This is a genomic window from Nesterenkonia suensis (genome assembly GCF_054782935.1).
Genome location: NZ_BAAGRN010000009.1, coordinates 379,697 through 404,064, shown reverse-complemented (window position 1 = coordinate 404,064; position 24,368 = coordinate 379,697). Strand labels below are relative to the sequence as shown.

Genomic DNA, 24,368 nt, shown 5'->3' with positions numbered 1-24,368 from the left:
CCTCCTAGAAGGACTGGTAGGCGTCACGCCACTGGATGACCGCCGTAGAACTGTTCGTGTCGTCAAGGCCGGAGAAAAACACGTTCGTCGTGCCCGGCGGGATACTGATACTGGAGAGCTGAGACCGGCGGGTCAGCCGACTGAACGCCGTCCGCCCGATACCGTCCCCGTCGTAGAGGCGCACCGTGTGACGAATCGGATCAATCTCCAGCCGCTCATCGTGCTTCAGGTGCCCCGTCGCGCCGACCTCCCAGCCCGTCTCAGACGACACCCTCGGATCAGTCACAGGCCCCCGGAACACGATGTGCGCCGGGGAATCCACCGTGCCCAGATTCGTCAACGAACCAGACTGCTGCCCCGTGCCACCCTGAGTAGCGATAGGGGCAGAGAACGGGGCATAGAAACCACCCGTCATCTCCCCCGTATGAGTCAGCGTCACCTCACGCAACCCTGACTCGCTGCCGGAATAGAAGCGCGGGTCCAACACCTCGAACTCGCACCCGAAATCAGCGCGCCCCTGAGTCATCAGCACGTCACCACGGGCCGGGTCGAACGAGCGCGGCCTGCCGTACACCCTGCGCCACTCGTTCGTGCCCCGAGCCTCATAGTCCAACGCCACAAGCTCACCAGCAGCACCCCGGGTAGCTGGGTCATGCCAGATCGCTTGGAGCTGTGAGTACACGTCACGCGCCTCAGAAGCCCGCTTCACATTCGTAGACAGCTCAAACGCCCAGGTCGCGCCACCCAGGAAATCCCGGCCCGGCAGAACACCATCCCTACCAAGACGCGGATTATCCCTGGTGCGGACCTCAGCCCCCGCAGGGTCAAAGGACCGCACCAGGATCGGACCGTGCCTCCCGTTGGGGTGCGAGCCGAACTCGATATCACGAATGCGGAACCGCATGTGCACCCCCTCGCTCAGCGCGTCGCGTAGCCTTAGCGAACTCGCTCACCACGCCACGCGAATCCCGGTAGTCCATGCCGTACTGATTCACAGTCAGACCAGGCCCAGCAGACCCGCCGCGCTCTGCAATCCGATTCAGATTGTCGAACTGGCTTTGGTTGAACACATATTCAGCGCCGCCAGTCTCATTCCTGACCAGGTTCATGCCCGGATAAATCAGGCCGCCCTTGTCACGGAACATCGAGTTCACATTGACCGCACGACCAACGCCGCCACGATGCAGCTCCCAGTGCAAGTGAGTACCCGTCACATTTCCGGTTGCACCCTGCGCGCCAATATGCTGACCAGCGGACACCTGATCACCAGGCGAAACACGCACACCACCAACAGGGTTATGCCCATAGTAAGTGTGCATCCCGCCACCATGATTCAGCAGGATGCCGATGCCCGTACGACCCGGAACAATGTTCCAACCCGTACGGCTCACCACGCCGTTATAAGCCGCGTAGGTCGGGCCACCACCAGCGATATCAATACCACTGTGAATCGTGCCCCAACGCGGCCCATACCACGACGTGATCGGCCCCTTAGACGGACGCCGCCAATCACCAGTCGGACCAGTGAAAGCACCATCAAACGAGCCAAACTCGCCCGCCTTATCATCCTCACCCTTAGCCCAATCAAACACCGAGCCAACCATATGAGCCATCCAGTCCCCACCAAGCTCACCCAGCAGACCAAACCCACCAAGCTTGCCCGTCAACGACTCGACCAGCGGCATCGCCAAGCTGCGCGCCCAATCAACAAAATTGCCGCGCACCAAATCAACGACAGAACTCACAGAACGCCAGGCACTAAGCAGGCCATCCAGCGGGCCACCCATCGGCAACAGAGCCTCAGACGGAGACGACCCCGCCAACCGCTCAGACACCTCAGGCTGCACATCATCACCACGCCGGATACGCCGACGCAGATCATAAACCGCATCCTGACCACCAAGACGCTTGACCTCATCAGCAGTCAACACATGCTCCCCATTAGAGAGCCGCGCCAGAATGTCATCCGACGTGCCAGTGCCCGCACCAATTACGGCACCACCCACAGCGAAGCGCCGCTGAAGCATCGGCCCCGTATCATGGGCACCAGAGCTAGAATCGCTCCGACCAAACTTGCCAATCTCTGAAATCTCACCAAGACGAGCCTCAGAGTCAACAGCGTTAGCCACAGCATTAAACGCCTTGACAATTCCGCCATTCCATACAGTGCGAATAACCCAGTTAATAGGCGTGCGGAAGAAGTTAGCAACCTTCTCCCACGCAGACCGAATCATGTCAACGCCCTGCTCCACACGAGGAACAACTTCATCCACGATGAAATCCTTGAACTCGCTCAAGGCAGGCTTGATCGTGTCTTCCCAGAAGCCCTTAATCTTCCCAGAGACCCAATCCCACTTGTCGCTGATCCACTCCAGAGTCGGCTTAATGTGGGACTTCCACAGAACCCCCACAACCTCCATGAACCTGTCCAGAGCGGGCTTAATCGTCTCGCGCCAATGGTGGCTAACCCACCCGGCCATGACCTTAAAGCCTTCCCAAATGTTCCTGAAGTAAGGCTTAGCCACGTTATTCCACAGCCACATGATGATGTCGGCCACTAGGGTAATAACAGGCGAAAGAATGTTGTCCCAGTACCACTTGATCCGGTCCACCATGCGACCCCACGCATCCCGGATATGATGAAAAGCCGGACGCAGCACGTTCTCCCAAAGCCAGACCGCAACCGTGGCTATCGTGTCCCAGGTGGGCTTCAGAACGTTCTCCCAGTACCAAGAGATATAGTCCACCAAGATTCCCCAGGCGGTCTGAATATGACCCCAGGCGGGCTTAATAACGTTCTCCCACAGCCACACAGCGACAGTTGCAATAACACTGAATGTAGGCTGCAGAACATTCTCCCAGTACCATTTAATCGCAGATACCAAGATGCTGAAGCCAAACTTAATCGCAGACCAGACAGGCTGAATCACATGATCATTCAGCCAATTCAAGCCGATCATGATGCCGTCCCACACGCGCTGAAGAATCGGAAGCGCCGTCTCCATGAACCAATCGACAACGAACGCAGTGGCCGTCTTGATTGCGTCCCAGGCGGTCTCCCACCAACGCTGCCCCGTCTCCGTCTGCGTAAAGAACCACGCGAAGAAACCACCCAGCGCACCGATCAGCGTGATGATCCACCCGATAACCGGGATAGACCGGATCGCCAGACCGATACCCCGGATACCACCAGACAGAGCAATCGTTGAAAGCAACAGGATCGCGTTCTGCGCGGCCCACAAAGCCTTAGCCGTACGCACAATCGCAATCGCCGTACGCGCCGCATAGATGCCCAACACCAGTCCGCCAAGAGTTGAAGCGAACCCAAGAATCGTGCCCCGGTTATCAGACAACCAGCCACCAAAATCAAGCAGCCTCTCCCACGCCGAGCGGGCATGGAACGCCACGCGCTCCATAAACCCAGGGAAACCCGACCTCGTGACATCACCATCCGCGTCATTCCACGCATCACGGAACGCGCCGACGCCCTCAGCAATCTCCCCCAGGATGTCACCCAGAGACTCAAACAAGCCGGACGCGAAATCAACAGCCTTCGGCAAATTGTCCTGCAAGAAATCCGCGAAGCGATGGAACGCTGGAGCAATGTTGTCCGCCAACTCAAGCGAAGCATCCTTCAGCAAGATGCCAATACGCTCCATCGCACGGGCAATACCCTCATCCATGCCGTCATACGCATCAGCAGTGGCACCAGCAGAGTCCGCCATTTCAGCGATATTGTCCGCATACCCGGACGCGTTATCCCCAGACAGGGCCAGGGCCGCATTACCAGCCTCCACCGAACCAAACAAATCATTGATACCAACGCCCGTGTCCTGGGCGTGCTGATGCAGAAGCGCCAAAGCCTCCTGAGTGTTGCCACCCTCAGCAACAAACTCCTTGAAAGACTTCCCCGCGACCTCCTGGAAAACCTCAGAGACAGCCCCGCCGTCCTTCGACAGCTCCACCATCATCTGCCGCAACTGGGTCGTCGCAACACTGGTAGGCGTACCCTGCGCAGTCATCGACGCCATAGCCGCCGTCACATCACCGAACTCAACACCCAGCGCAGAAGCAGTCGGCAGCACGTTGTACAGCGACCCCGACAGCTCCTCAAAGTTCGTCTTGCCCAAACGAACCGCAGTGAACATCAGGTCAGACGCCTCCTGCGCCGACATGTTCTCCTGCCCATAAGCGTTCATCACCGACGTGAGACCATCAACAGCGGTCTCCATGTCAGTCACGCCACCGACAGCCGCCTGAGCGGCCACCTCCATAAAGTCAAAAACATTCTCACGCGGAATACCCGCAGAGATCGCCGAATACAAAGCCGGAACAGCCTGATCATGCGCAATACCCATCTCGCGGGAAAACTCGCGCACGTCATCACTCATCTGCTGCATCGCCTGCTCAGAGATGCCAGGCAGAAGAGTGAACACCTCATTCATGCCCTTCTCGAACTTCGCGAACTCCTTCAGCCCATACCCAGCGAAACCGGCCACAGCAGCAGTCAGAGCCGCGCCACCAATAGCCAGACCCTTAGCCATGGACTTCCCCAGCCCAGCACCCAGGAGAAGCCCCTGCTTCGTCACCGCCGGGCCACCCTCACGCGCCAGAGTCGGACCAAACCCCCGCATGGAGGGCACCACACGCACCGCGACAGAACCAACAACGGACATGGGTGCCCTCCTCTATGCGTTTACTGGGACATCACAAGTCTTCATCCGGGACGCCAAACAAGCGCGCAAAAGCATCAGCCTTAGCCTTTTCACGCCTGGCGCGCAGCCGATCAACCGCCGGAACAGGAAGCGGCCACGGGTCCGGGTACTTCGGCTTGCCCGCTTTGCCGCCATTCGAGCGGGCCGCAATAATCGGGGCCTCGGCGCGGATTGCCTTCAGTGTGGAGTCGATACTCATCAGCAGTGATTCCCGGAACCCGACCTGCGAATATCGGAGGCGCGAGCTAGCACCCTCCATCGCCTTACGGGACTCCTCCAGCTCCAGCAGAAGCTCCGCGTATTCCTCATCCTCAGACATGGCCTCACGGAACCTGGAGTACGGGTCCGGCAAATCCAAGATGCGATCCAGCAACCACCCGTACCGGTAGTTCGCCAGCTCCTCATCAACGTCAATCCCGTACACCTCCAACAGGTCCGACGTGATAGGACGCCGATACCTGTCGAGCAGGTCCGCTAGGCCTTCGATTCCCCCAGAGACCCGGCCTGCTCCTGGATCACCTTCGACACTTCCTGGATCACGTCGAGCAGGTCTTCCAGGCTCGCGTCGTCGTCCTCAAAGAACTTCTCCAGGTCATCGAGGCCGTTCTCCGCGAGCATTTCGAACAACGCCCGGATGTCTTCTGACGCCTCCGCGTCAGCCATTTTCTGTAGCGTGTCCAGGCCGTCATGACCCTTGCGCTTCAGTGGGGACAGGAACTTGATCTGTCGCCCCTGTGTGGTCTCGACGATGATGTCTTCTGACTTCGGGCGGCGATCACGCAGCGCCTTCGTCTTGATTACAGCCATTGGGTGTGTCCCTCCGTAGATCGCTTACTTGTCGTCCGGCTTCGGGGCAGGCTTCGGGGTCGGCTTCACTTCCACCTGCACCTCGCCCACCGGCTTGCCCTTCGCCTGCTTCTCTGACCAGCCCTGCACGAGCATCGAGCGGCGCTCCGCCTCAGTGCCCACCGTGCGCGTCTGATTGCCCTTCACGAGCGTGTACTTAGCCATATTTGAGCTCCTGATATTGGATGTTAGAAAGGGTGCCGCCGCCCACCCAATGAAACGGCGGCACCCGGTCTAAAGCGCTAGCTAGATCAGCCAGCGGTCGGGACGGTCCAGCCCATAGACTCAGCGCGAGCAAGGAACTTAGCGCCGCCCTCAATCTCAATCTCCGGCACACCCAGCTCGTCATCACGGAACACCCGGAAAGTGAACTCGCGGCTGATAGCGTCGTCGCCGCCCCACTGCTCACCACCAACAGACGAGACCTTCACAGTCGGGAAGACCTTGCCCATCAGGTGCTCATTCCCCGCAGGCCCGTCGATAGCGATCACCACCAGGCACCAGTCGTCATGCATGGGAGCCTCAGCCTTGTGCTTGACCAGCTCGTGCTCCCCGACCTCCACGCCGGAGTAGTCGGCACCGTCAGCAAGCTCCTGGATGATCCGCTTACGGGACTCCAGGAAGGTGACACCCACGGTGCGCTCAACCGACTGGAGGTCTTCACGCACAGGCGACATCTCACCGTGCGCCGACACCTCGCTGTTGCTGTCTTCACGGTCAAAGCTGAAACCATCCGTGGTCACATACCCGCCATACGTGAACCCCTCCGCAATGAGGTCCACCAGCTCCCCATCAGCGAGGAACAGAGACTCCGGTGGCTCCACCTCAGAGCGTCGCGCCAGAAACGAAAGCGACTTAATCGCTTTCGGAATATTGCCGCGACTGTGAGCCTCGGCATGAATCGTGTCAAAAGTAGCCATAATGAGAACCCCTAACAGGTCACGGCATTATCAGAAAGAAATTGGGCGTGCCCGGATATCCAGCGTCATAGCCACCGGGAAAATCTGATCCGGCCAGTCCATCGCGGACGGCCCCACACGCTGCCGGATCGAATCAAAATAGAACGACGGGACATCCTCAAAAGGAGGCGACGAAACACCATCACCCGTCACATAAGAAATAATCGCCTCAGCAATGTCCTGAGACTGCAACGGCTGGAACCCATACACCGTCAGCCGCACTTCCTCTACCCGATCAATCGCGCCCACCGTCGCATTGACCCGCTGAATATGGACCACCACAGGCTTGCTGACATCAGAAAGATCGTCAGGAACAATCAACTGCGGCCGCACCGGGAAACCCGCAACATCGCCAACGGACAGCAGCGAGAACAGGCCACGGACGCCACACGGGAAAACCTCATCTTGCATCAGCCGCCACCCCGCATCCGATACTGCTTAGCGATGTTCACAAGACGTCGGTTATGGACATCCGCCCAACTGCGTCTCGTCTCCACGACCTCGGCCCCAGACCGAGCCGTGTTCCGCCAACCAGCAGTGACCACCCGTGGACGAGCCTCATACGAACTGCGCCCCGCACCCTCCGCCTGACGGGCCATATCAGCCGCGACCTTCAGCATCGCGTCAGAGAGCGCCTGAGACCGCATGAACTGCTCAAACCCACGAGGGTCCGCCTGCCACCTACTACCTGTCATGTGGCACGCTCCAACATCAAAACGGTACCCATCCGCCAATGGTTCGGACGGCCAACAACCGCCCAATCACCATGCCCCGGAATACGGATACGGTCAGACGAATCAACCGGCACATACTCATGAAAGAACAGCCGTGCCTTATGCTCCGTCACATCCGAGAGCATCGTCTCCTCAGACGACGCACCAGGAGCAAACAAGGCCTCCGGCAAAGGCGACTCATCCCATTGCCCCGGAACCGGCTGGCCCCACGCATCACGAGCACCAACAAGCCGCGACGGCTTCACATAGTCACGGCCCGGACGAAGAAACCGGCGACGAACGTTATGCCGCATCACCGATCACCCCAGCCCATACCGAGGACGAACCGAGAACGCCCGCCGACCCTGAGCCCCAGGAGGAGACAACGCCCGCTTATCCTCGTCCGTCAGATACATCTCCCCTGGGTTATCACCAGCGAAAGTCGTGGACCCCGAGAACGGGCCAGTAGAGTCCTGAATCGTGCGAATACCCTCCGGGTTACGGAGCTTCCGCACCACCACATTCGCCAACACCCTGCGCACACGCGCCACACTCGGCTTGCCCGCCGACACCCGCTCCGCCAGATCAGGGAACGACTGCAACGCCAAATCCTCAGCGTCCTCCAGCAGTACCTCAATGTCCTCATCCGAATACTCGGAATCAGAACCCAAAGCACGAGAACGAACATCCGCAACCTGCAACCACACTGCCGCCATACCAACCCCCCTAAAGGCTGCTGGCACACCAACGGCCCCCAGCCCCGAAAGGCTGAGGGCCGTCAATGCGACCAGGCGTCAGGAAGAAAGAACCTGCGCCGACAGCGACAGGTTCGCATTCTTCAGCAGCGGCAGAACAGTAGCATTCGCACGAATGATCTGAGTATCAGGGTCATTCTGACGGTAAGAACCAATCACAATTCCCGGCAGAGATGCGCCCAGCGCCTCATAGTCACCATGCGGGTCAGACGTAGTGCCCCACACGGTCGAACCCAGAGCGTCAATACCACTCGTGGCGAACAGGATGTGATCCTGAGAGAACGTCCGAGACGAGTGCACCGTCAGCGACGGCAGACCATGAGAAGCCAGCACCGACCCCAGCGACTCCTGAGACACGAAAGTCGTAGCCCCCAAGTAGTCACGGATGTTCTCGTTACGCATCAGCGCAGACACCACCCGACGCGGCACGATCAGATGAGACGGCTCCTCGCCGTTCTCCTCCACGTACTCATCACGCCAAGTCTCCAGGTCCGCAATCGGGTCCGCAGCCTCATCCGACCACAGGGTGGAAGCAGTCTTAGTGAAATCAGACCGACGACCATAATCAATCGTCTGCGACCCACCATCCTCGAACTCCACCACAACCCCGCCAGTCAGCAGAGCCTGACCACGCAGCCCATCCAGATCAAGAATCATCCGACGCACAAGGTTGCGGATGATCTGATCAACACGAGCAGACAGCGCGTCATCACCAGACGAACCAGCCCGACCAAGGAACTCAAGCTCCCCAATCGACTCCTTGATGGACTGCGGCTGAAGGAACGCAGACCGCTTCTCGCCACCATAGGAATGCGCCCGGTTCGACTCCGCGTCAAACGCGCGGAACGTCGAACCCTTAGAGAACCGCTCCGCACCAACCGTGAACTCCACGGCAGGCTTAGTAGTGGTCTCGCGCGGGAGGAGCTGAGCGGTGATGCTGTTCTCCTCGATAGCGTCCTGGACGCCACGAGCAGTAGCAGTCAGCTCAACCGGGTCAACATCATAGAGAAGGTTGTCACCCATCAGCCCTCACCCCCCTCAGAAACAGGAACGTTATACGTGAACGCGTTGCCAGCGGTCGGAGTGAACTCGACCGGCAGGTTGCCGACCTTGATGTCGCCGTGAACAACCACAGCAACCGGGTAGTCCCCGTGCTCCAGCGGGTAGTCGCTGTACAGGAACCCGCGCAGCTGACCAGTGTCATACGGGACAGCAAGACCGTTCTCGTCCAGCTCCACCGGAGTGCCCGAGGGAACCACATCCCCCGAGAACTCAGCAGCGTTCAGCACGTGCGTCTTACGAATATTGTGGTCCGACCCAAGCCAAGTGCGATCATTCGCACCCAACTCCGAATCATGGACCTTGAAGTAAGCCATATCGGCACTCCTTAAAGGTTCTTGGCCCTCTCATAGGCCCTCTGTTTAACTTCGTCGTAGGAAGGTCGCGGAGGCTTCTCTCCGCCCGTCCCAGCGGAAGGCACCGGCTCATGCGGAGGCTCAGTGGTCGCCCCGTCCCCAGTGCCGCCGGGATCGCCAGGCGGCTCATTGGTCGCACCACCGACACCGCGCGCATCAGACAGCCAGTCATCCGCAGACGAGCGCAGCGAATCCTCATCTTCACCAGACAGCCACCGGGCAGGAACGCCCTTCTCGTGAGCCACCCGCGTCACAAGCACCTCACGAGACAACGCGCCCTTATCCTTCTCAAGCGCCTGGATCGACTCATCACGAGCAGCAACATCGGACCTCGCCGCATCCCGCTCAGACGACACCTTCGACAGGTCCGCCTCAAGCTCCTGGATACGGCGATTCTTAGACGCCACACGCTCTTGAATAATCCGATCCAGCTCCTCCTGAGTCTTCGGAAAATTCGGGCTCTGCTCGGTTTCAGACATAGCGATGCCTTCCTCAAAATGTCGGAGTTACGGCCTCCTAGGCCAAGAACACCGGTTACGGCCGGTTAACACGCCACCCCGCAGGGCGGAAGAATGAGGAGCCGGGTCAGCGGAACACAGGAACCGCGACACACCGGCAATTGTCGTGCGCAGGGAAATCAGCATCCCCACCCGGATAGATGTTGCCCGACAAGTCCTGACACCTGGCACAAGAATCAGCCCGCGCCTGCCGCTGCCAGCCACGCGCCCGACGGTCCGCCCGAGCATTCAGCGAAACCGTGTTACGGCCAACGCCCATCACCTGACGGATCAGCGGACCCTCAAGCGTCTGAAACGGCGACACCCGGTCCTCAACAAACAGCGCTCCAGCCGCCCACCGCACGTTCCGCTGCACCACATCAGGGTCAGGAAGATCAGCAGGAACCGCCACAAACGAGCCACCAACGACCGCAACACGGGCACGCTCATACCAGTCAGCGGTGCCCTCAGCCATTACCCGGCCATACCGGTCAGCCACACCCGGCACGAGCTCCAACAGCCCATCCCGGACAAGCTCAGGCGAACCACCCGCAAGACGCCCCTCCAGCTCCCGCAACGTCCCCGGAAGCCCACGCAACACGCGCTCATTGAAGCGCCGCAACTCCTCAACATGAGCCGCAAGCATCGTCACGCACCCTCATCACGCAGAGACGCAGGAATAATCCCCGGCACCATCTCCACACCCTCCAGCCCCGCAATACGGGCCGCAGACTCAGGAGACACACCAGAACGAATCAGAATCCCAAACGTGTTCGCGCGGTCAGACAACGGGACACCATCGCCAGCAGACTCAGCCATGATCTGATCCAGCAGAGAGCCGCCAGCCGCCCGCTCGTTCTCACGAGCCGCAGCCTCCACCGTCTCCTTGGAGAACGGCAGCAGGCCCAGAGTCGTCCGCGTGCCAGCCTGGAGATTCCCGATCTGCGTCTGCTGGTGCACCATGTTCGACTGCTCCGCCATGGACCGGGTGCGCGGGTCCTCCCAGCGCGCCGTCAAACCGCGCAGCTCCGCGTACGCCTCCGGGTCCAGCCGGGAGCCATGGATGAGCGACAGCACGTTCAGCGCCAACGTCCGACGTCCGCGACCAAGGATCGGATTCTGAGCGCGCACCTTCCGAACCAAATCAACCTCAGACGCCTCAATTGCCTGCGCAGACGTAGGGTTACTGTCCTGAACCACACCGAGATACTGCGGCGGAATAGACGACTCACCCGAGAACGCCGCCGCCAGCAACCGGAACTGATCGCTGAACGGCTGCATCGACAGCTGCTGGAACGTGTGCACACCAGCGCGACGCAGAGAGTCCGGCACATCCGGGTCATCATCAGTCGTCACATCCGGCAGACCATTGACCGCGCCCATCATCACGTCCCACGGCGACAACTCGCGCCCCGTCGAAGGATCAGTAAACGACGACACATCCGCACCCAGCAGCAAGAAACGCGGATGCATGAAGAACTGCGCCGCAACCTCCTGACGAATCAGGGTGCGCATCCCCGCCAGCGTCAAATCCATCACCGGCCGCGAAATGCGAGAACGACCAAACGGCTTCCCCAGCTTCGACCCATGCACATACACCGCGCACTGCACACGAGAAGTCGGCGTAGACACCTCATCAACACGCGACCACTCGCCACCCGTACCACGCTCAAGATGCACAACACGATGCGGCAGATACAGGTTCGCCTCATCCTGCCCCACAACCTCAAGAGCAGCAGACACCTCACCCGTACGCGGATCAAGCTCAGCAGTCGCCGTCAACGCCGTACGCGGAGACAACACCACATACGGCTCCCCCGCCGACACGTCACCATACGTCGAGAACACGAACGAACAACCGAGCTCATCCGCAGCCTCAATCGCCTCACGCTCACGCGAATCAAAGCTATTGTCCTCCCACGCCGCCTCAACATCATCCACAAGCGACGTAGGCTCATGCGTACTAAAACCCGTAGGAATCTGACGATCAGCAAACGCCGTCACAGCCTTCTGCGGCCACGACAACGCCGTCATAAACCGCTCCATACCAGGCGGAATCTCCACACCCAGCGAACGCAGCTTCACCTCAGCCTCAGAAAAATCCCCACGCAACAGGTTCCGCCTCGAACGATCCTGAATCGTACGAAACAACCGAGACACAAGAAGCCGCTCATCCTCCGTCAAACCAGACATCAGCGACCCCCTCGCCTCAACGGCGCACGACCACGCACCGCACGCCCACCACGCCCAGAACCACCCGCCCCAGGATTACGCTTCGTCGTCACCGCACCCCAATGCGCCAACGTCACAGCCTCCAGAAGAGTCACCGTCCCACCCTCCTCAGCCTTCCAACCAAAACCACCCTGAGTGCCAATAGGACGACGCAACGCACCCTCAACCTGCGAATCCAAACCAGCATCCCCACAATGCGACAACGACCCATCCGTCACCGCCTGCCGCAACATCGCGTGCGCAGTCGTCACCTCATCCAGCTTCGGCACAATCACAAGCTTCGGATTACGCACACCCGCCGCCCGCAAATCATTCACCAAAGCGCCAGTGCCAGACTTCCCATCAACCACAATCTGCGCCGCACCCTCAGCACGCTCAGCCAGCCAATCAACCAACCAGCCCGTGCCCTCAGACATCGACACATGCCGCACAGGGGCAACATGAACCGGACCCTCACCAGGACGACGCGCAACCCCCAACGCCACCTCAGAACCATCCGGCGAAAACTTCACCCCATACACCGTCCGACCCGCAGCAGGTACAGTCTCAGGACTAATCGCCAGACGACCCCAACGCCTCACATCCAACGCAGAAGACTCAGACGACTCCTCATCCCAAACACCCAGCCCCTCACGAACGAACGACTCAGGCGACATCTTCTTCTTCATGCGCATAATCGCCGTCTTCGACGTACGATGCGGAAACGACGGGTTAGCCTTAGCAAGCTGCTCCCAATCGTCAGGGTCAGCATCATCATCAGCACCCAACTCCACATACAGGGCGTCCTTCTCCTCACCAGAGAGCGCCTGACGCCGAGCCTCAGAAAACACCTCAGAAGGATCAACCGGCTTCGGCGGCGTGCCGATCATGATCACCAGCGCGTTCTCCACACTGTTCGTCGCAGGAAGCATGTCATCAATCGCGCGATCAGTAAGAATCTGCGCCTCATCAAACACAGCGATACTGACCCTCGTGAACCCACGACCAAAACCCTGCTCACGCGCACCAAACATGATCCGCGAACCATTCCTGAAACGGATCGCCTGCTGACCGGCACCATTCAACGGATCATCCATATAAGGCGCGATCTTCGACTTCGAAGACATCCCCTTCATGTCATCGAACGTCTCATCAGCCGTCCGCGACCGGTGCGCAGTCCACAACACCGTCATCCCCGGATTCAAGATGCACAACGCGAAAATGATGTGACCGATAGTGAACGTGTTATGCGTCGGGACTAGCCCACGACCAGCCAGGTAAAGGCTGTCCTCCGAATCAACGGCGATGCACTGGACCGGCACAGAATCCACTAGTTCAATGGCCTCGACCGACACCGTGCGCGTCCCACGACGCACCGTCTCCTTAACGCGCGAAGCCTTCCGCGCCATGCGGAACGGGCTAAACCCGCGACCAGAATCAGGAGTGAAAGTCACGCGATAACGAGTCTTGTGCTCAACACCGTTCAGGAAGCTCCGCCCCTCACGAAGAACCGGACGCCAACCCAGCGACCGGGCAAGGAACAGCACGCCCTCAGCAAGATCGCGCGTCGTAGAGCAGAACTCCACCTTGCCCCGCTCACTGATACTCCCGTCAGTGTCCATGAGACCCTGCAGCAGCGCCTCCCGCTGACTAGCGGAAGACGTCAGATACGCTTCGGGAATGTGCTTGTTCCCCAGCACACCAAGGGCGCGGAGCTTTCCCGCCATCGACCGAGACTGCCGACCCGGCCCCTGCGTGGTCGTGATGCCAACCTCCGTGCACGTGCGGCCTTGGCGGACAGCAGGCACAAACCCGGCATCCCGGACTGCCTCATACCAGTGCGACACGTCGTCGCTGTGGCAATGCAGCCTTCCATGGGCGGAGGTTCCGTCACCCAGCCATGCACCCAGCAGGTACGGATCAAGCGGAAGGTCTACATCAGGCGAGTCCACCGCCTCCTGATCGGGGAGGTTCCACCGGAACTCCCGAGTCTGGTAGCTCCGCCCATCGCATGTAACCGAGCGACGGGAAGAGCACGTGCGATACAAGCCACTCTCGAGCATCTGCCGCGTGGTGACGTTCACCCATTCGCCACCCTTGCCCTTGCGCTTATCCTTAACGGTCCAGATGTGGTCCGCGTCCGCATCAAGCACTCGACCATCGGTGAACCTTACGCGGTAGACATCATGGTCATGCATGACGCCCGACTTGAAGGTAACGCGGACAGGCTCCCCGGACGGACCAAAGACGCAATCCCCGACCTCAAGCGACCCCATAGTCTTCCAGCCGCCAATGGAGAGGACCGGGGTGCTTGTAGGCAGCGCCTTTCCTACCTGGCGCGGAATCGACCAAGTGACACCACCAATAGCAGCCGCATACAAGCCGTCAGCACGCTTCCCCAACGTCAACTGACCGATACCGTCCTGCCACCGGTCAAACGTCACCCCAAGGTCAGCACACTTATCCCGGACCGCAGGCCAGCCCGTCGATACGATCCCCTCCGGGATCACCAGGTGCTTAGCAACCTCAGATAGCTTCGGCTGAGAACTCCTCATCGCTGGAGACATCACTTTCGCGCGCCTCCTCAGCCCACTGCTTCTGCAGCCCCTCAATCTCCTTGCTGATATCACCCAGCCGCTTAGTCAACGCCGCCAGGTCACGAGCCGACGTGTCCTCAATGTCCAGGCGACGGGCAATGACCCGACGCATCTGGATCAGCTCATCCAGCCTGGTCCCGAACTCGACCGCATCAGACACGGACTCCACGGGCCGGAAATCGCTATCTTCAGGGCCAACAGCCTTTAGCTCTGCCGCCATAAGCCGTCCACCTCCTGTGGAAAAAGCTGTGAGTATAGATGCTCAGTGCCGCCGGGCGAGCTTTACGGGTGCAAACGGGGGGTAAACCCACCCCTTGTTTGCAAATTTTGACCCGCTGACTTGGGGTTTTGTGGTTTGCTACCAGTTGTTGGCGTCGTCGGACCAGTCGGGAAACTGTTTTGTGTTCATCTTCTTCGGCTTTTGTTTCGCGCCGAGTGATGCGTTGCACCGTGCGCAGCAGACTCGCAGGTTGGTGAGTCTGTCGGTGCCGCCTTGGGCGACGGGCAGAATGTGGTCTACCTGTACGGAGTTCCGTCTGCCGTGGTTGTGGTAGTCGAGTGTGATACCGCATTCGGGGCATTGGGTGATGTGGTCCCGTTGTGCGCGTCGGATGACTTTGCGGCGTGTTGCTTTCCATTGTGTGGTTGCTGTGCGGGGTGTTTGTCCGGGCTTGTGTGTGGGCATGTTGTTTCCCGGTGGGCGTGTTTGTGGTGCCGCCCAGCACGGAGAGAGCGTGGCTCAATCTGCGACGTGCTGGGCGGCGGTCCGGCTGGGAAGGAGAGTAACCGGCCGGACGTGTGTTGCCCTTCGCCTGTCGTCCGCCTGTACACGGGGTGTGTTTGGGGCGGGCTAGTGCGTGGGCGGTCTTGTGGGGGTGGTGGGCGGTTCCGCATGTGGGGTGCGGATATGCCAGGGGCTAGTCCGTCTCCGGCTGGTCCCATTCCCTTGTCTGGGGTCGGGGTTGGGGCCGGATGATGCGTTCGGGGTGTCCCGTGTTGTTCTTGATCACGATGGGTCCGGGGTAGATAGTGCTGGGAGCGTCTTGGCAGTCGCGCCCGTTGCAGCAGTGTTCGGCTTGGCAGCTGGTTTCTCCGGGGTCAATCATCGGCCCCGCCGTGTCGCTTGGCGTCGTTTGGCTCGATCCCAGGCTTTCTTGGTCTCGTCTGCTAGCTTGTCGAGCTGGTTCGCGTTGAATGCGAGCTCGGTTTCCCCGGTGTTGTTGTAGACGTTGGTGACGGGCATAGGCTGTTTGCGGTTTCGTTCGCGTTGGTTGTGTTCGCGCAGCTCGGAGAGGATTGCTCGTAGGGTTTCGTCACTCATCGTTGAGTCTCCTTCGGATGTCCTGCTTGGCTTGTCTGCGGCGCGGCTTCGACCGGTACATGCGTTTGGGCCGGGTGCCTTTGTGGCACATCCAGCAGGTGCGTGAGTGTGATGCCTATGCGTCGCCGCGTGTGGTGTATCCGTCTGCGGGGCTGGTCTTCTCAGAGCGGGACATGACGGGTCCTATCCGGCGTCGTGTATGGGCACCAGGGTGATATCGAGTCGAGCGCGGAGGGCGACAGCAATCTCTACGAGCTCCCCTAAGTGCAGCTCGTAGTCGCCTTCTTCGATGTCCTCGACCATGGTCTCGTCGATTCCGAGACAGCGAGCCACCTCTGATCGGTTTTGCCCTAGGTTCTTTCGGAGGGATTTAATGCTCCGGGGAACCTCGTTCTTGGCGCGCACGGCATGGTGAGCCGCCGCCTTCATCGCTTCGTCCCTGCCCACGTCGTCTCCTTCTAGCGCTCAGCGAGCCATTCGAGTTCGTCTCGCCATTCGTCTACGAACGCTTCGACGGCCTGTTCACTGACCATGAGCGCGCCGTCTTCGTCGTAGCTGAAGCCTCGTGTTTCCAGGTGTGCTTGGATGCTGGCTTGCGAGAGTTCGGCGGCGGTGTCGTGGACGGGTGCGTTGTCGATGTCGAACTTCTTCCAGAAGTCGTCCATGCTGCCTCCCGTGGTGAACTATCAAATGATATTTGAATGTTCATTGTTGGTCGGACTGGAAGGATTCGAACCTTCGGCCCCTCGCGCCCAAGGCGAGTGCGCTGACCAGGCTGCGCTACAGTCCGTTGGTTCCACGGGCCAGATTCGAACTGGCGACCTCCAGGTTATGCGCCTGGCGGGCTACCTAACTGCCCTACCGTGGTGTGAGCCGCAGAGGCTTGGGGGCGGTCTATGGCGCGTCCCATTTGAGCGTGCGGCTTGAGGCCATGCCCTGGGGTGCTGTGTGCACCGGTACATGACGTGATTCAGTTGTTGCGCCGCGTGTCCGGCTGCTCACGTGTCAGCCGGTGGAGCGCCTATGAAGTTGTTGGCGCGGGCACGTTGGCCGGTTGCCCTAGGGCGTCCGGGAATTCGAGCGCGCCCGCGCTATGAAGTTGTGACAAGTCCTCGTCACTTACGCGAGACGGGGAGCGTGCCATGTATGAATGCCGGAGACCTTGTTCCGACGCTCGTGGTAGCTACCATCCCTTGTAGCAGCCGCCGCCCCCGGATTTGCACCGGGGTCACTTCCATGACGTGTGCCGTTCTGTTGTGTCGGCTTGGTGATTTCGTCTGGCGCGGTCTGTCCCGCAGTGCGGCGCGCCCGTTTCCGGGCATAATAAAAGGCACCCAGTCCCGGAGGACGAGTGCCAGCTAGGTGATCTTCCGTTTTTGGGTTCGCCAAATACGACCGATCGCTACCATTTTAGCACAGGTTATCTGCCTGTGGGTGTGATTGTTCTGATTTTTTCTACGATCCAGTCCCAGGCCGTCGCGAATGGTTTGCACCATTTGGGGAGTTCGGCTTCCCCGCCTATCAGTTGCGATAGGTATATGCCCAGGAATAGTGCTGCGGCGCAGATCATGATGTACATGAATTCGTCTGGTTGGTTCAAGTTAGGCTCCTAGGCGGCCCAGGGGTTTTGTGCCCACAGCTCGACGGGCACTCCTGTGTTGATGTGCGCGGGCCTCCAGGAGGTGACCTGTTCCGGCTCAAGGCGCATAAGTTCTCCTTCTTTTGTGATGCCTTCAGGGTCGATCTGTGTCCACATGTCGTCGTTCGAGTACATCGCGAAAGAGTGGTGCGCTCGGCCTTCGACTGCGAGTATGACGATGATGTCGCCGGGTTGCGCCCATTCGCTGTACTCGACGCAGAGGTCACGGTTGAGGATTGTTGCGGTCATGTGGTCCTCCTGTCGTTGTGGTGGGCGTGGAGTACGTCGGCTGGGTGGTAGGTGGGGTGGCCGGTGTCGTTGTGTCGGTCGAGTTTACCTCGCCTGGCCCAGTCTTTGATGTTCTGTTTGGTGAGGTTGATGCCGGTTTTTTCGCGGAGCCAGGGGATGAGGTGTCGGACGGGCATGGGGTGGATGTCGCGGAGTCTGTAGTTGATGTAGTCGGGTGTGGGTTTGTCTTCGTCGGCCCCGTTGACCATGTGGTCGGCTGTTTCGACCCAGGCGTGGATGCGTTCTTTGGCTCGTGCTCCGTCTGCCTGCCTGGCGTAGGTTGTGGCGGGCTCTACCATCTGGAAGTTATGCAGCAGTGAGAGTGCGCTCATGTTGATGGGTTCGCGTGGCCCTCCCCCGCTGCCCGTTCCGCCGCCTGATGCTGTGCGTTGGGTGAAGGGCTTCTCTTCGCCGGTGACGATGAGCTGCAGGACGGGCACGAGGTCGGGGATGCGGTTGATGTCGTCTGCGAGGCCGGTGGTGCAGTCGTGGCAGAGGTATTCCTGTGTTGGGCGGTCACATCCTGGGTAGGTGCAGATCATCCGTCCTCCTGTGGTGTGCGGAAGTAGGTGCCGTCTTGGGCTGCTTGGCGGGTTTGTTGTTCGAGCCATTCGCGGCGGGCTCGTGCGGCTTCCTGCACTGCCGCCAGGTCGCCTTCGTAGTAGCCGGTGAGGTGTTCTGGGAGCCCGGTGTCGTCGGTCATTGGTTGAGTTCCTTCCCGGTGATGAGGTTCCAGAAGCTGCGGGCGATGATGAACGCGAGGACTGCGGGCCATATCCAGACGTAGAGCGCTGTCTTGCGTGCCTTCCGTGCCGCGTCCCGATGACGAGACGGCGTGCAACTGATGGGGTAGCAGCACTGCCGGTCCCAGTCCTTTAGGCGTCGAATCTCTTGCGCGTAGATAACCCACGCCACCAGGGTTGCCATGACAACGATCCCCAGGTAGGCGAACGCGAATTCCGGGTGGATGGTCATGTCCACTCTCCTGTTCCGTCCGGCCACACGATGAGGTAGCCCGGTGGCTTGTCTCTGAGCACTGCCTCCTTGGTTTCTTTGTCGTCTACGGGTTTGCCCATCCAGAAGCGCTTGTGTTCGTGCTCGGTCAGCGGCCCCATTTGTTCAGTCCCATCCGTGCCAGGGTTCGTGTGTGGTGATTGTGGGTGTGCCCAGGTAGGTTTCGAGCTGGTGGATGCCGTGGGCGATGTAGGCGAAGAAGCTTGTCCCGTGGATCATGTGATTGCCCCCATCCATTCGTAGAGCCATAGCGGTATCGCGATGCAGGCTGAGAAGAGTGCGATGACGCTGAACACGTCGGCCAGCGTCTGGCGTCCCGCGTATCGAGCGACGAAGAACACGAAGCTGGTCAGCATCCAGACGGCGAACGCGATAATGGTCACGGGCGACGGGTCAGTGATCATGAATCCATCCCCTCTCGAATCTTGCGTAGGCGCTGGGAAAGCAGTCCGGCGAGCCACAGGGGCCAGGCGAGGAAGCCTCCACGGAGGAGGAGGTACGCGTTTCGAACTACTGGGTCGCGGTGGTCGTCGTCGGTGACGATGATGATGACGCTGAAGAAGAGGATTATTGCCGCGACGCCGAGATATATGCCGACGGCGGTTCCTGTGACGATGCTGATCATCGTTTGCGTCCTCCTGCGACGAGTGTGATGCCGCCGATGGTGAGTGCTGCTACTGCCCCGGTGAATGTCCATGTGGCGATGTGGCCGAATCGGTCGAGTCCGAATCCCCAGAGGATGCCGCTGATTGCGCTGATGGGGATGAGTCCTGCCCCGGTGAGGAAGGTGATTGCTCCGGCTGTTTCGGTGGCGGTGGGCTTGTCCTGGTTGGGCAGGTGGGGGCTGAATGGTTCACGGGTCATGGTTGTTTCTCCTTGCGTGGTGTTCGGTGTGATGCGAGTTCGGCGCGTGCTCGTTGTCGGTTGAAGGCTGGTCGTGGTTCTGGGTGTCTTCGCCATGTGATCCATGGGGCGACTGTTGCGGTGAAGACGATGAGCGCGACCGCCCACCGGATGAGCTTCGGGGTCATGGTTGGTGGTTCCTTTCGCAGGTGTCGCGGATGAGGTCTAGTTGTCGTCGCACCCGGTTGCGCCATTCGCGGTAGTTTGCTGTTTCGGCGTCTCGGATCGAGGAGACGCTGATTCGTCCGACGGCGGGGAGGGTGTTCTTGATGTGGTGGTGTCGCGGTTCGAGCCAGGCGTCGTGGGCTTTCTGGCATGGTGGGCAGAGCAGCGGCGTCCTCCTTCGGGCATTAGAAAAGCGCCCTGAGCGTGTCTCAGAGCGCTTGTGGGGTTCGGTGGTCCGTGGGGACCGTCATGGGTTGCTGGGCCGGGAGAATGGCGGACAGCGGCTATGCGGGCCAGATTTCGACTCTCAGGCCAGGGTCATCGACGCTGGTCCCTCCGTGTCGCATGTCTGGTCCGATGAGGTGACGGTGGTCGTCGTCCGGCAGTAGACCGGCTTTCACCATGCCGTCAATGACGGCCTTGGCGGAGGGATACCAGTTGCCTGGGTCCCACCGTCCGCCGCCAGGGTTCTTCACGAGGTGCACGACGATGTGCGCACGCGCGAATCGCGGCCCTCCATCCGCCGCCTTCCACCCGGCTGTCTTCCATGCGTGCACGAGCGCGTTCCGGTGTCCGTGGTTGCGGATGTGTTTGTTCGAGTTGAGCCAGTCGGTTGGCTTCGGCACCCAGAAAGTATGCAGCGGCTCAGTCATCATTCGTCGTCCTCTTCGTCGTAGTCGTCGTCCCATTCGTCAGCACGGAGCAGGGTGTCTTTCGCGAGTGCGAGCATTCCGAGCTGTGTGACGAGTGGCAGGTCTTCAGCGAAGCTCATGCCTACGTCTGGTTGTCCGTCTGGGTCGATTGCGTAGCTGATGCTGATGGTGCCGAGGGCAATCGCGCCGCCGTGGTCTGGCTGCTCACTCATCGTGGGTCTCTTCCTGTTCGAGTGCGTGGATGCATCTTGCGAGTCGGGCGCGGGCTTCGGGTGAGCAGTCCGCGAATCGTTCTTGCAACCGGCGGAGTTGTTCGAGCTGTGCCTCAGTCATCACGTGTCCTCCTGGTGGCGGGTTTCTACGATGCGGTCGTGGGGGATGCGGGGCGGGTCCATGCCGGGGCCGGATTCCTGGCAGGTGACGGTGGTCCGGTTGACGCGTTTGACGCGGAGCCAGTTGCCGACGCTGTGACCGTGACTGCGGTATCGGATGAGGTCGCCGGGCTTGAGCCGGGCGAGGTCCACCGTGGCGGCCGCGTTGGCCTCTGCCTCCTTCTGCTCGTGGCGCAGCTTTGCTTCCAGCCGCTCGACCGCCTTCCGGGTGCGCTCGGCTTCCTTGTACGCATCCAACGCACGGTCAGTCAGCGCGGCGGATCGTGCGACCTGGCGGGGTGTGCTCTTGCGTCGGATGCCGGACACTGCGCCGGGGTCGTCGGGGACTCCGGTGTGCCGGTAGAGGTAGTCAGCTCGGTCCTGGGCGACGCGGTTTCGTTCGCGGGCCTGTTCGAGCTTCTGTTCTGTGCTGCTCACGTTTGGTCCTCCTTGCTGGTGGGGTCGATGAGTTGTTGGATGAGGGCGAGGTGTGCTTCTCCTTCGTCCCAGGCTGGTTCTGGGTCTTGCCGCATCGCCGCCCTGTGACCCGCTCGCTGCATGGCGAGACCGTATGCGCACACGTGTTTCCAGATGAGGTCGCGCCGGTCCTGGGTGATGATCCGGGTCGTCATGGGGTCTCCTTCAGGGTCAGAGTGAGGTGAGGTCGAATACGCCTTGGCTGAGCCTCGTCGCGATGATTTCGCAGTAGCGTTCTTCCAGCTCGACCCCAATAGCGCGGCGGCCGAGATTCCGGGCCGCGATGAGGGTTGCCCCGGAGCCTGCGAACGGGTCGGCTACAGTGCCGGGCGGGCACTTCATGAGAAGGGCCTGCATCAGCGACAAGGGCTTCTCGTGGGGGTGGTTTCTCCCGTTGCGGGCAGTGGACTGAACCGGCGCGATGCTGAGCACGTCTGTGGTTCTGCGTCCCCCGAATCCGTTCCCAGCGATGTAGATCTCCTGGTGCGCGGGTTTCCAAGGCAGGTCGAGTGCACCCATACCCAGCGCCCCCTTGGTATCCCATACGAGCAGGGCGCGGGTGCTCGCTGGGCGAGGGATTCTCCAGGTGCCGAACGTGACGGAGGGTCGGTCGCCCCAGGCGTCGAGGACGTGGTCTCGTGCGCTGGTGTCTTTGTCTCCGATGATCGACCGCGCCAGACGCTCACGGCGAGCACCTGATGTGTAGTTGATCCCGTATGGCGGGTCAGTGACCAGCACGTCGGCGTCGAGCCATTCGCGGTGCTCGGTAAGGCAGTCCCCGTGGTACAGGGTCACCTGGTCGTCTTGGTAGTAGACGCTCATGGGGCCTCCTTGGCGAGTTGGTCTACGAGGGCGTAGAAGCGGCGGCGCGATTCCCTCGCGAGTCCGGCAATGTGGTGGGCCTCTGGGGTGTCGGACCACCCTGTGATGCGTCCATCGAATAGGGCGGCTTGGCGGGCCTTCTCAAGGCTTGATGTGTGGATGACGTCTTCGTGGTGCAGCTGGCGGAGTTGGAGCCGCTGATCCTCGGTGATGGGCATGCGTGGTTCTCCTAGAGAATGGTGATTTCGTGGGTGGTGATGTTCACGGGGATGAGCGCGTCACGTTCGGGCACAGGCTTGCCGTCGATTTCGGTGACTTGTTCCATGCGGACGGACCGCCAGTCGTCGGTCATGGCGTCGATGTCCACGAGCTTGCAGCCGTAGATGGTTGGGTGTCCTGTCCCGATTGGTGCGATGGTGACCGCAGTAATGGGCGGCTTCGGCGGGTTGGCGTGCATGTGGTTCTCCTTCGGGCATGAGAAAGCCCCGGCCGTTTGGTCCGGGGCTTAGGTGTCTGGGTAGTCGTTGGGGTTCCGGTCGGTCAGGTATCCCTTCGCTTGGAATCGTCGGAGGGTGCGTTTCGGCATTCGTCGTGGAGCCCGTGTTGGGGTCGGGCCACGAGTCAGCGCATGATGCCTCAGCTGCTCGACCTCGATCTGCTGTTTAGCTTCCTTGCGGATCGTGGCCGGGTCGATCACTGGCCGGTATTCCTTGTTCCGGTAGACGAGGTGCCAGGCTTTGATGGTGTCGTGGATGATGCCGAATGGTGCCCCGGCCAAGGCGTCGTACCAGAGGTCGGTGTTCGCTGTGGTGGGCTGCACTCGGGCGTCGATGGATGAGCAGTAGCCGACGAGCATTGCGGCGTGGTGGCGTTCGATCCGGTCGTCTCTCGGGATGTTGTTGAGGTTGATGTCTGGTGTGGGGTTGTTCATGTGCCGATCTGTCTCCTTCCGTCGTCATCCATGCCAGGCATGTTGCGGGCTACGAGGTCAACGATCTGGTGTGCCCGCCTGTCTTGTGCGTTACTGGTCTGCCCCCTCGCTGGTAGCGGGTCGTTATCCCAGGCGTCGGCGTTGAGCCATGACGCGGGGTATTTGGTGTAGGCGTCGTCCCGGTTCGGGTCGTCCGCGTACGCCTGCGCGCCTCGCAGGATGGTGTCTGGGTCGGCGCGCTTGAGTGCCGCCTTGTAGGCGGTGCGGGCTTTCTTCTTGTCTGCCTTTCTGGGGTAGGTGTTCCAGAACTGGTCGAAGGTGTCGGGTTCAGTCATGTGCGCGACGGCGGAGCCGGTGCGCGAAAGGGTTTCTTCCCCTGTTCCCCTGTTCCCCTGTTCCCCTGTTCCAGGCGCTGGGATTTCCTGGACCCTCGCGACACCCTCGCGACACCCTCGCGAATCCCCGCCCGATGCCTGCAATTCCGGGGGTGGAGCGTCCAGCCGCGCCTTGTTCGGCTTGTCGATGCGCTGGTGCTTGTTCCAGTTGACGATGTACAGGCAATCGCCCTTTTCGGTGGGGTATCGGGCGATTCGGCCAGCTTCGGAAAGGTTCTGCAACCCTCGCGACACTCTCGCGACTGTCTCGCGAGGGTTCTCGAACATGTCCCCGGCGAACAGGTCTCCAATGATGCTGGGCACGTCATCCCGGCCCACCCCGTTGTCATCCACGTAGGACCACAAGCCGATGAACAGCAGCCGGTCGTCCCAGTCGAGCTGCCGGATGTCTGGGGACCGCCAGAACTCAGGTTTGATGCTTCGGATGCGCACTAGGCCCGCTCCTCCTTCCTGCTGTCGATGATGATTTGGCAGAGTTCTTCGGCGTCCATGCCGTGGTCAGTGCCGAGGTTCCACCACTTCACGAGCTGTTGCCGCCCGTCGTCGGACAGGTCGCGTGCGTACAGGTACAGGTTTGCTGCGATCCAGGCGCGCGACATTGCAAGCTCTAGCTCGCGTGGCTCGAATGGCTGGATGACCATGCCTTCCTCCTCTCTGTGTGAGCATGAGTAAGGCCACCCC

The 24,368-nt window shown here is 60.5% G+C and carries 35 protein-coding genes and 2 tRNA genes; all 37 read right to left on the bottom strand.

Features of this window, described 5'->3' with window-relative positions; all coding sequences use genetic code 11:
• Nucleotides 1-4 precede the first annotated feature (4 nt).
• The 37 genes from ACYVKI_RS10820 to ACYVKI_RS10640 all read right to left on the bottom strand — a co-directional run bounded on the left by ACYVKI_RS10820 (nucleotide 5) and on the right by ACYVKI_RS10640 (nucleotide 24,328).
• Nucleotides 5-619 carry a hypothetical protein gene (locus ACYVKI_RS10820; protein WP_460690357.1) on the bottom strand — a complete coding sequence of 205 codons (615 nt, stop codon included), beginning with the start codon at nucleotides 617-619 and terminating at the stop codon, nucleotides 5-7.
• A gap of 265 nt (nucleotides 620-884) precedes the next feature.
• Nucleotides 885-4,676 carry a phage tail tape measure protein gene (locus ACYVKI_RS10815; RefSeq protein WP_460690356.1) on the bottom strand — a complete coding sequence of 1,264 codons (3,792 nt, stop codon included), beginning with the start codon at nucleotides 4,674-4,676 and terminating at the stop codon, nucleotides 885-887.
• A gap of 31 nt (nucleotides 4,677-4,707) precedes the next feature.
• Nucleotides 4,708-5,034 (bottom strand): hypothetical protein, encoded by a 327-nt coding sequence (locus tag ACYVKI_RS10810; protein WP_460690355.1) that lies wholly within the window; start codon nucleotides 5,032-5,034, stop codon nucleotides 4,708-4,710.
• Nucleotides 5,035-5,189: 155 nt separating this feature from the next.
• A complete protein-coding gene (locus ACYVKI_RS10805; protein WP_460690354.1) occupies nucleotides 5,190-5,522 on the bottom strand; it encodes a hypothetical protein in 333 nt (110 codons plus the stop codon).
• 24 nt (nucleotides 5,523-5,546) lie between these two features.
• Entirely contained in the window at nucleotides 5,547-5,726 is a 180-nt protein-coding gene (locus tag ACYVKI_RS10800; RefSeq protein WP_460690353.1) for a hypothetical protein, read from the bottom strand.
• Nucleotides 5,727-5,812: 86 nt separating this feature from the next.
• The gene (locus tag ACYVKI_RS10795) at nucleotides 5,813-6,481 is read right to left on the bottom strand and encodes a hypothetical protein (RefSeq protein ID WP_460690352.1); all 669 of its coding nucleotides are present in this window, start codon (nucleotides 6,479-6,481) and stop codon (nucleotides 5,813-5,815) included.
• A 30-nt stretch (nucleotides 6,482-6,511) separates the two neighbouring features.
• Nucleotides 6,512-6,931 carry a hypothetical protein gene (locus tag ACYVKI_RS10790; protein ID WP_460690351.1) on the bottom strand — a complete coding sequence of 140 codons (420 nt, stop codon included), beginning with the start codon at nucleotides 6,929-6,931 and terminating at the stop codon, nucleotides 6,512-6,514.
• Nucleotides 6,932-8,027: 1,096 nt separating this feature from the next.
• Nucleotides 8,028-9,011, bottom strand: a complete 984-nt coding sequence (locus ACYVKI_RS10785; RefSeq protein ID WP_460690350.1) for a major capsid protein — start codon at nucleotides 9,009-9,011, stop codon at nucleotides 8,028-8,030.
• Nucleotides 9,011-9,364, bottom strand: coding sequence for a hypothetical protein (locus ACYVKI_RS10780; protein ID WP_460690349.1), 354 nt, complete (start codon nucleotides 9,362-9,364; stop codon nucleotides 9,011-9,013). The genes ACYVKI_RS10785 and ACYVKI_RS10780 overlap by 1 nt, the downstream gene beginning before the upstream one ends.
• Nucleotides 9,365-9,375: 11 nt before the next feature.
• Nucleotides 9,376-9,882 carry a hypothetical protein gene (locus ACYVKI_RS10775; protein WP_460690348.1) on the bottom strand — a complete coding sequence of 169 codons (507 nt, stop codon included), beginning with the start codon at nucleotides 9,880-9,882 and terminating at the stop codon, nucleotides 9,376-9,378.
• A 106-nt stretch (nucleotides 9,883-9,988) separates the two neighbouring features.
• Nucleotides 9,989-10,546, bottom strand: a complete 558-nt coding sequence (locus tag ACYVKI_RS10770) for a VG15 protein (RefSeq protein ID WP_460690527.1) — start codon at nucleotides 10,544-10,546, stop codon at nucleotides 9,989-9,991.
• Nucleotides 10,547-10,548: 2 nt separating this feature from the next.
• The gene (locus ACYVKI_RS10765; protein ID WP_460690347.1) at nucleotides 10,549-12,093 is read right to left on the bottom strand and encodes a hypothetical protein; all 1,545 of its coding nucleotides are present in this window, start codon (nucleotides 12,091-12,093) and stop codon (nucleotides 10,549-10,551) included.
• The gene (locus ACYVKI_RS10760) at nucleotides 12,093-14,555 is read right to left on the bottom strand and encodes an LAGLIDADG family homing endonuclease (RefSeq protein WP_460690346.1); all 2,463 of its coding nucleotides are present in this window, start codon (nucleotides 14,553-14,555) and stop codon (nucleotides 12,093-12,095) included. The genes ACYVKI_RS10765 and ACYVKI_RS10760 overlap by 1 nt, the downstream gene beginning before the upstream one ends.
• Before the next feature lie 82 nt (nucleotides 14,556-14,637).
• The gene (locus tag ACYVKI_RS10755; RefSeq protein WP_460690345.1) at nucleotides 14,638-14,928 is read right to left on the bottom strand and encodes a hypothetical protein; all 291 of its coding nucleotides are present in this window, start codon (nucleotides 14,926-14,928) and stop codon (nucleotides 14,638-14,640) included.
• 138 nt (nucleotides 14,929-15,066) lie between these two features.
• A complete protein-coding gene (locus ACYVKI_RS10750) occupies nucleotides 15,067-15,393 on the bottom strand; it encodes an HNH endonuclease (protein ID WP_460690344.1) in 327 nt (108 codons plus the stop codon).
• A gap of 417 nt (nucleotides 15,394-15,810) precedes the next feature.
• The gene (locus ACYVKI_RS10745) at nucleotides 15,811-16,029 is read right to left on the bottom strand and encodes a hypothetical protein (protein WP_460690343.1); all 219 of its coding nucleotides are present in this window, start codon (nucleotides 16,027-16,029) and stop codon (nucleotides 15,811-15,813) included.
• Between the two features lie 183 nt (nucleotides 16,030-16,212).
• Entirely contained in the window at nucleotides 16,213-16,476 is a 264-nt protein-coding gene (locus ACYVKI_RS10740; protein WP_460690342.1) for a helix-turn-helix domain-containing protein, read from the bottom strand.
• Between the two features lie 11 nt (nucleotides 16,477-16,487).
• On the bottom strand, nucleotides 16,488-16,694 hold the full coding sequence (locus tag ACYVKI_RS10735; protein ID WP_460690341.1) for a hypothetical protein: 207 nt from the start codon (nucleotides 16,692-16,694) through the stop codon (nucleotides 16,488-16,490).
• Nucleotides 16,695-16,741: 47 nt separating this feature from the next.
• Nucleotides 16,742-16,819: transfer RNA gene (locus ACYVKI_RS10730), tRNA-Pro, on the bottom strand.
• 1 nt (nucleotide 16,820) lies between these two features.
• Nucleotides 16,821-16,897, bottom strand: a tRNA-Met gene (locus tag ACYVKI_RS10725).
• Between the two features lie 741 nt (nucleotides 16,898-17,638).
• Complete coding sequence (locus ACYVKI_RS10720; RefSeq protein WP_460690340.1) at nucleotides 17,639-17,917, bottom strand: hypothetical protein; 279 nt, start codon at nucleotides 17,915-17,917, stop codon at nucleotides 17,639-17,641.
• Nucleotides 17,914-18,498: a hypothetical protein gene (locus ACYVKI_RS10715; protein WP_460690339.1), complete on the bottom strand. Its 585-nt coding sequence runs from the start codon at nucleotides 18,496-18,498 to the stop codon at nucleotides 17,914-17,916. The genes ACYVKI_RS10720 and ACYVKI_RS10715 overlap by 4 nt, the downstream gene beginning before the upstream one ends.
• Nucleotides 18,495-18,659, bottom strand: a complete 165-nt coding sequence (locus ACYVKI_RS10710) for a hypothetical protein (RefSeq protein WP_460690338.1) — start codon at nucleotides 18,657-18,659, stop codon at nucleotides 18,495-18,497. Before ACYVKI_RS10710 ends, ACYVKI_RS10715 begins: the two co-directional genes overlap by 4 nt.
• Nucleotides 18,656-18,931 carry a hypothetical protein gene (locus ACYVKI_RS10705; RefSeq protein ID WP_460690337.1) on the bottom strand — a complete coding sequence of 92 codons (276 nt, stop codon included), beginning with the start codon at nucleotides 18,929-18,931 and terminating at the stop codon, nucleotides 18,656-18,658. Before ACYVKI_RS10705 ends, ACYVKI_RS10710 begins: the two co-directional genes overlap by 4 nt.
• A gap of 254 nt (nucleotides 18,932-19,185) precedes the next feature.
• Nucleotides 19,186-19,374, bottom strand: coding sequence for a hypothetical protein (locus ACYVKI_RS10700; RefSeq protein ID WP_460690336.1), 189 nt, complete (start codon nucleotides 19,372-19,374; stop codon nucleotides 19,186-19,188).
• Entirely contained in the window at nucleotides 19,371-19,595 is a 225-nt protein-coding gene (locus ACYVKI_RS10695) for a hypothetical protein (protein WP_460690335.1), read from the bottom strand. Before ACYVKI_RS10695 ends, ACYVKI_RS10700 begins: the two co-directional genes overlap by 4 nt.
• Nucleotides 19,592-19,834 carry a hypothetical protein gene (locus ACYVKI_RS10690; protein ID WP_460690334.1) on the bottom strand — a complete coding sequence of 81 codons (243 nt, stop codon included), beginning with the start codon at nucleotides 19,832-19,834 and terminating at the stop codon, nucleotides 19,592-19,594. The genes ACYVKI_RS10695 and ACYVKI_RS10690 overlap by 4 nt, the downstream gene beginning before the upstream one ends.
• Before the next feature lie 488 nt (nucleotides 19,835-20,322).
• Nucleotides 20,323-20,694, bottom strand: coding sequence for a hypothetical protein (locus tag ACYVKI_RS10685; protein WP_460690333.1), 372 nt, complete (start codon nucleotides 20,692-20,694; stop codon nucleotides 20,323-20,325).
• Entirely contained in the window at nucleotides 20,691-20,903 is a 213-nt protein-coding gene (locus ACYVKI_RS10680; RefSeq protein ID WP_460690332.1) for a hypothetical protein, read from the bottom strand. Before ACYVKI_RS10680 ends, ACYVKI_RS10685 begins: the two co-directional genes overlap by 4 nt.
• Before the next feature lie 120 nt (nucleotides 20,904-21,023).
• Nucleotides 21,024-21,500 (bottom strand): hypothetical protein, encoded by a 477-nt coding sequence (locus ACYVKI_RS10675; protein WP_460690331.1) that lies wholly within the window; start codon nucleotides 21,498-21,500, stop codon nucleotides 21,024-21,026.
• A complete protein-coding gene (locus ACYVKI_RS10670; RefSeq protein ID WP_460690330.1) occupies nucleotides 21,497-21,694 on the bottom strand; it encodes a hypothetical protein in 198 nt (65 codons plus the stop codon). Before ACYVKI_RS10670 ends, ACYVKI_RS10675 begins: the two co-directional genes overlap by 4 nt.
• Before the next feature lie 16 nt (nucleotides 21,695-21,710).
• The gene (locus ACYVKI_RS10665; RefSeq protein WP_460690329.1) at nucleotides 21,711-22,361 is read right to left on the bottom strand and encodes a DNA-methyltransferase; all 651 of its coding nucleotides are present in this window, start codon (nucleotides 22,359-22,361) and stop codon (nucleotides 21,711-21,713) included.
• Complete coding sequence (locus ACYVKI_RS10660) at nucleotides 22,358-22,579, bottom strand: hypothetical protein (RefSeq protein WP_460690328.1); 222 nt, start codon at nucleotides 22,577-22,579, stop codon at nucleotides 22,358-22,360. Before ACYVKI_RS10660 ends, ACYVKI_RS10665 begins: the two co-directional genes overlap by 4 nt.
• 11 nt (nucleotides 22,580-22,590) lie before the next feature.
• On the bottom strand, nucleotides 22,591-22,818 hold the full coding sequence (locus ACYVKI_RS10655) for a hypothetical protein (protein WP_460690327.1): 228 nt from the start codon (nucleotides 22,816-22,818) through the stop codon (nucleotides 22,591-22,593).
• Between the two features lie 48 nt (nucleotides 22,819-22,866).
• Nucleotides 22,867-23,292: a hypothetical protein gene (locus ACYVKI_RS10650; protein WP_460690326.1), complete on the bottom strand. Its 426-nt coding sequence runs from the start codon at nucleotides 23,290-23,292 to the stop codon at nucleotides 22,867-22,869.
• Nucleotides 23,289-24,119 (bottom strand): hypothetical protein, encoded by an 831-nt coding sequence (locus ACYVKI_RS10645; RefSeq protein WP_460690325.1) that lies wholly within the window; start codon nucleotides 24,117-24,119, stop codon nucleotides 23,289-23,291. Before ACYVKI_RS10645 ends, ACYVKI_RS10650 begins: the two co-directional genes overlap by 4 nt.
• On the bottom strand, nucleotides 24,119-24,328 hold the full coding sequence (locus ACYVKI_RS10640; RefSeq protein ID WP_460690324.1) for a hypothetical protein: 210 nt from the start codon (nucleotides 24,326-24,328) through the stop codon (nucleotides 24,119-24,121). Before ACYVKI_RS10640 ends, ACYVKI_RS10645 begins: the two co-directional genes overlap by 1 nt.
• Nucleotides 24,329-24,368 lie beyond the last annotated feature (40 nt).

Coding starts and splice junctions, on each gene's coding strand:
- ACYVKI_RS10815 (WP_460690356.1), bottom strand. CDS start 4,676: ATGTCCGTTGTTGGTTCTGTCGCGGTGCGTGTGGTGCCCTCCATGCGG.
- ACYVKI_RS10810 (WP_460690355.1), bottom strand. CDS start 5,034: ATGTCTGAGGATGAGGAATACGCGGAGCTTCTGCTGGAGCTGGAGGAG.
- ACYVKI_RS10805 (WP_460690354.1), bottom strand. CDS start 5,522: ATGGCTGTAATCAAGACGAAGGCGCTGCGTGATCGCCGCCCGAAGTCA.
- ACYVKI_RS10800 (WP_460690353.1), bottom strand. CDS start 5,726: ATGGCTAAGTACACGCTCGTGAAGGGCAATCAGACGCGCACGGTGGGC.
- ACYVKI_RS10795 (WP_460690352.1), bottom strand. CDS start 6,481: ATGGCTACTTTTGACACGATTCATGCCGAGGCTCACAGTCGCGGCAAT.
- ACYVKI_RS10790 (WP_460690351.1), bottom strand. CDS start 6,931: ATGCAAGATGAGGTTTTCCCGTGTGGCGTCCGTGGCCTGTTCTCGCTG.
- ACYVKI_RS10785 (WP_460690350.1), bottom strand. CDS start 9,011: ATGGGTGACAACCTTCTCTATGATGTTGACCCGGTTGAGCTGACTGCT.
- ACYVKI_RS10780 (WP_460690349.1), bottom strand. CDS start 9,364: ATGGCTTACTTCAAGGTCCATGATTCGGAGTTGGGTGCGAATGATCGC.
- ACYVKI_RS10775 (WP_460690348.1), bottom strand. CDS start 9,882: ATGTCTGAAACCGAGCAGAGCCCGAATTTTCCGAAGACTCAGGAGGAG.
- ACYVKI_RS10770 (WP_460690527.1), bottom strand. CDS start 10,546: ATGCTTGCGGCTCATGTTGAGGAGTTGCGGCGCTTCAATGAGCGCGTG.
- ACYVKI_RS10765 (WP_460690347.1), bottom strand. CDS start 12,093: ATGTCTGGTTTGACGGAGGATGAGCGGCTTCTTGTGTCTCGGTTGTTT.
- ACYVKI_RS10755 (WP_460690345.1), bottom strand. CDS start 14,928: ATGGCGGCAGAGCTAAAGGCTGTTGGCCCTGAAGATAGCGATTTCCGG.
- ACYVKI_RS10750 (WP_460690344.1), bottom strand. CDS start 15,393: ATGCCCACACACAAGCCCGGACAAACACCCCGCACAGCAACCACACAA.
- ACYVKI_RS10745 (WP_460690343.1), bottom strand. CDS start 16,029: ATGAGTGACGAAACCCTACGAGCAATCCTCTCCGAGCTGCGCGAACAC.
- ACYVKI_RS10735 (WP_460690341.1), bottom strand. CDS start 16,694: ATGGACGACTTCTGGAAGAAGTTCGACATCGACAACGCACCCGTCCAC.
- ACYVKI_RS10720 (WP_460690340.1), bottom strand. CDS start 17,917: ATGACCGCAACAATCCTCAACCGTGACCTCTGCGTCGAGTACAGCGAA.
- ACYVKI_RS10715 (WP_460690339.1), bottom strand. CDS start 18,498: ATGATCTGCACCTACCCAGGATGTGACCGCCCAACACAGGAATACCTC.
- ACYVKI_RS10710 (WP_460690338.1), bottom strand. CDS start 18,659: ATGACCGACGACACCGGGCTCCCAGAACACCTCACCGGCTACTACGAA.
- ACYVKI_RS10705 (WP_460690337.1), bottom strand. CDS start 18,931: ATGACCATCCACCCGGAATTCGCGTTCGCCTACCTGGGGATCGTTGTC.
- ACYVKI_RS10700 (WP_460690336.1), bottom strand. CDS start 19,374: ATGATCACTGACCCGTCGCCCGTGACCATTATCGCGTTCGCCGTCTGG.
- ACYVKI_RS10695 (WP_460690335.1), bottom strand. CDS start 19,595: ATGATCAGCATCGTCACAGGAACCGCCGTCGGCATATATCTCGGCGTC.
- ACYVKI_RS10690 (WP_460690334.1), bottom strand. CDS start 19,834: ATGACCCGTGAACCATTCAGCCCCCACCTGCCCAACCAGGACAAGCCC.
- ACYVKI_RS10685 (WP_460690333.1), bottom strand. CDS start 20,694: ATGATGACTGAGCCGCTGCATACTTTCTGGGTGCCGAAGCCAACCGAC.
- ACYVKI_RS10680 (WP_460690332.1), bottom strand. CDS start 20,903: ATGAGTGAGCAGCCAGACCACGGCGGCGCGATTGCCCTCGGCACCATC.
- ACYVKI_RS10670 (WP_460690330.1), bottom strand. CDS start 21,694: ATGACGACCCGGATCATCACCCAGGACCGGCGCGACCTCATCTGGAAA.
- ACYVKI_RS10665 (WP_460690329.1), bottom strand. CDS start 22,361: ATGAGCGTCTACTACCAAGACGACCAGGTGACCCTGTACCACGGGGAC.
- ACYVKI_RS10660 (WP_460690328.1), bottom strand. CDS start 22,579: ATGCCCATCACCGAGGATCAGCGGCTCCAACTCCGCCAGCTGCACCAC.
- ACYVKI_RS10655 (WP_460690327.1), bottom strand. CDS start 22,818: ATGCACGCCAACCCGCCGAAGCCGCCCATTACTGCGGTCACCATCGCA.
- ACYVKI_RS10650 (WP_460690326.1), bottom strand. CDS start 23,292: ATGAACAACCCCACACCAGACATCAACCTCAACAACATCCCGAGAGAC.
- ACYVKI_RS10640 (WP_460690324.1), bottom strand. CDS start 24,328: ATGGTCATCCAGCCATTCGAGCCACGCGAGCTAGAGCTTGCAATGTCG.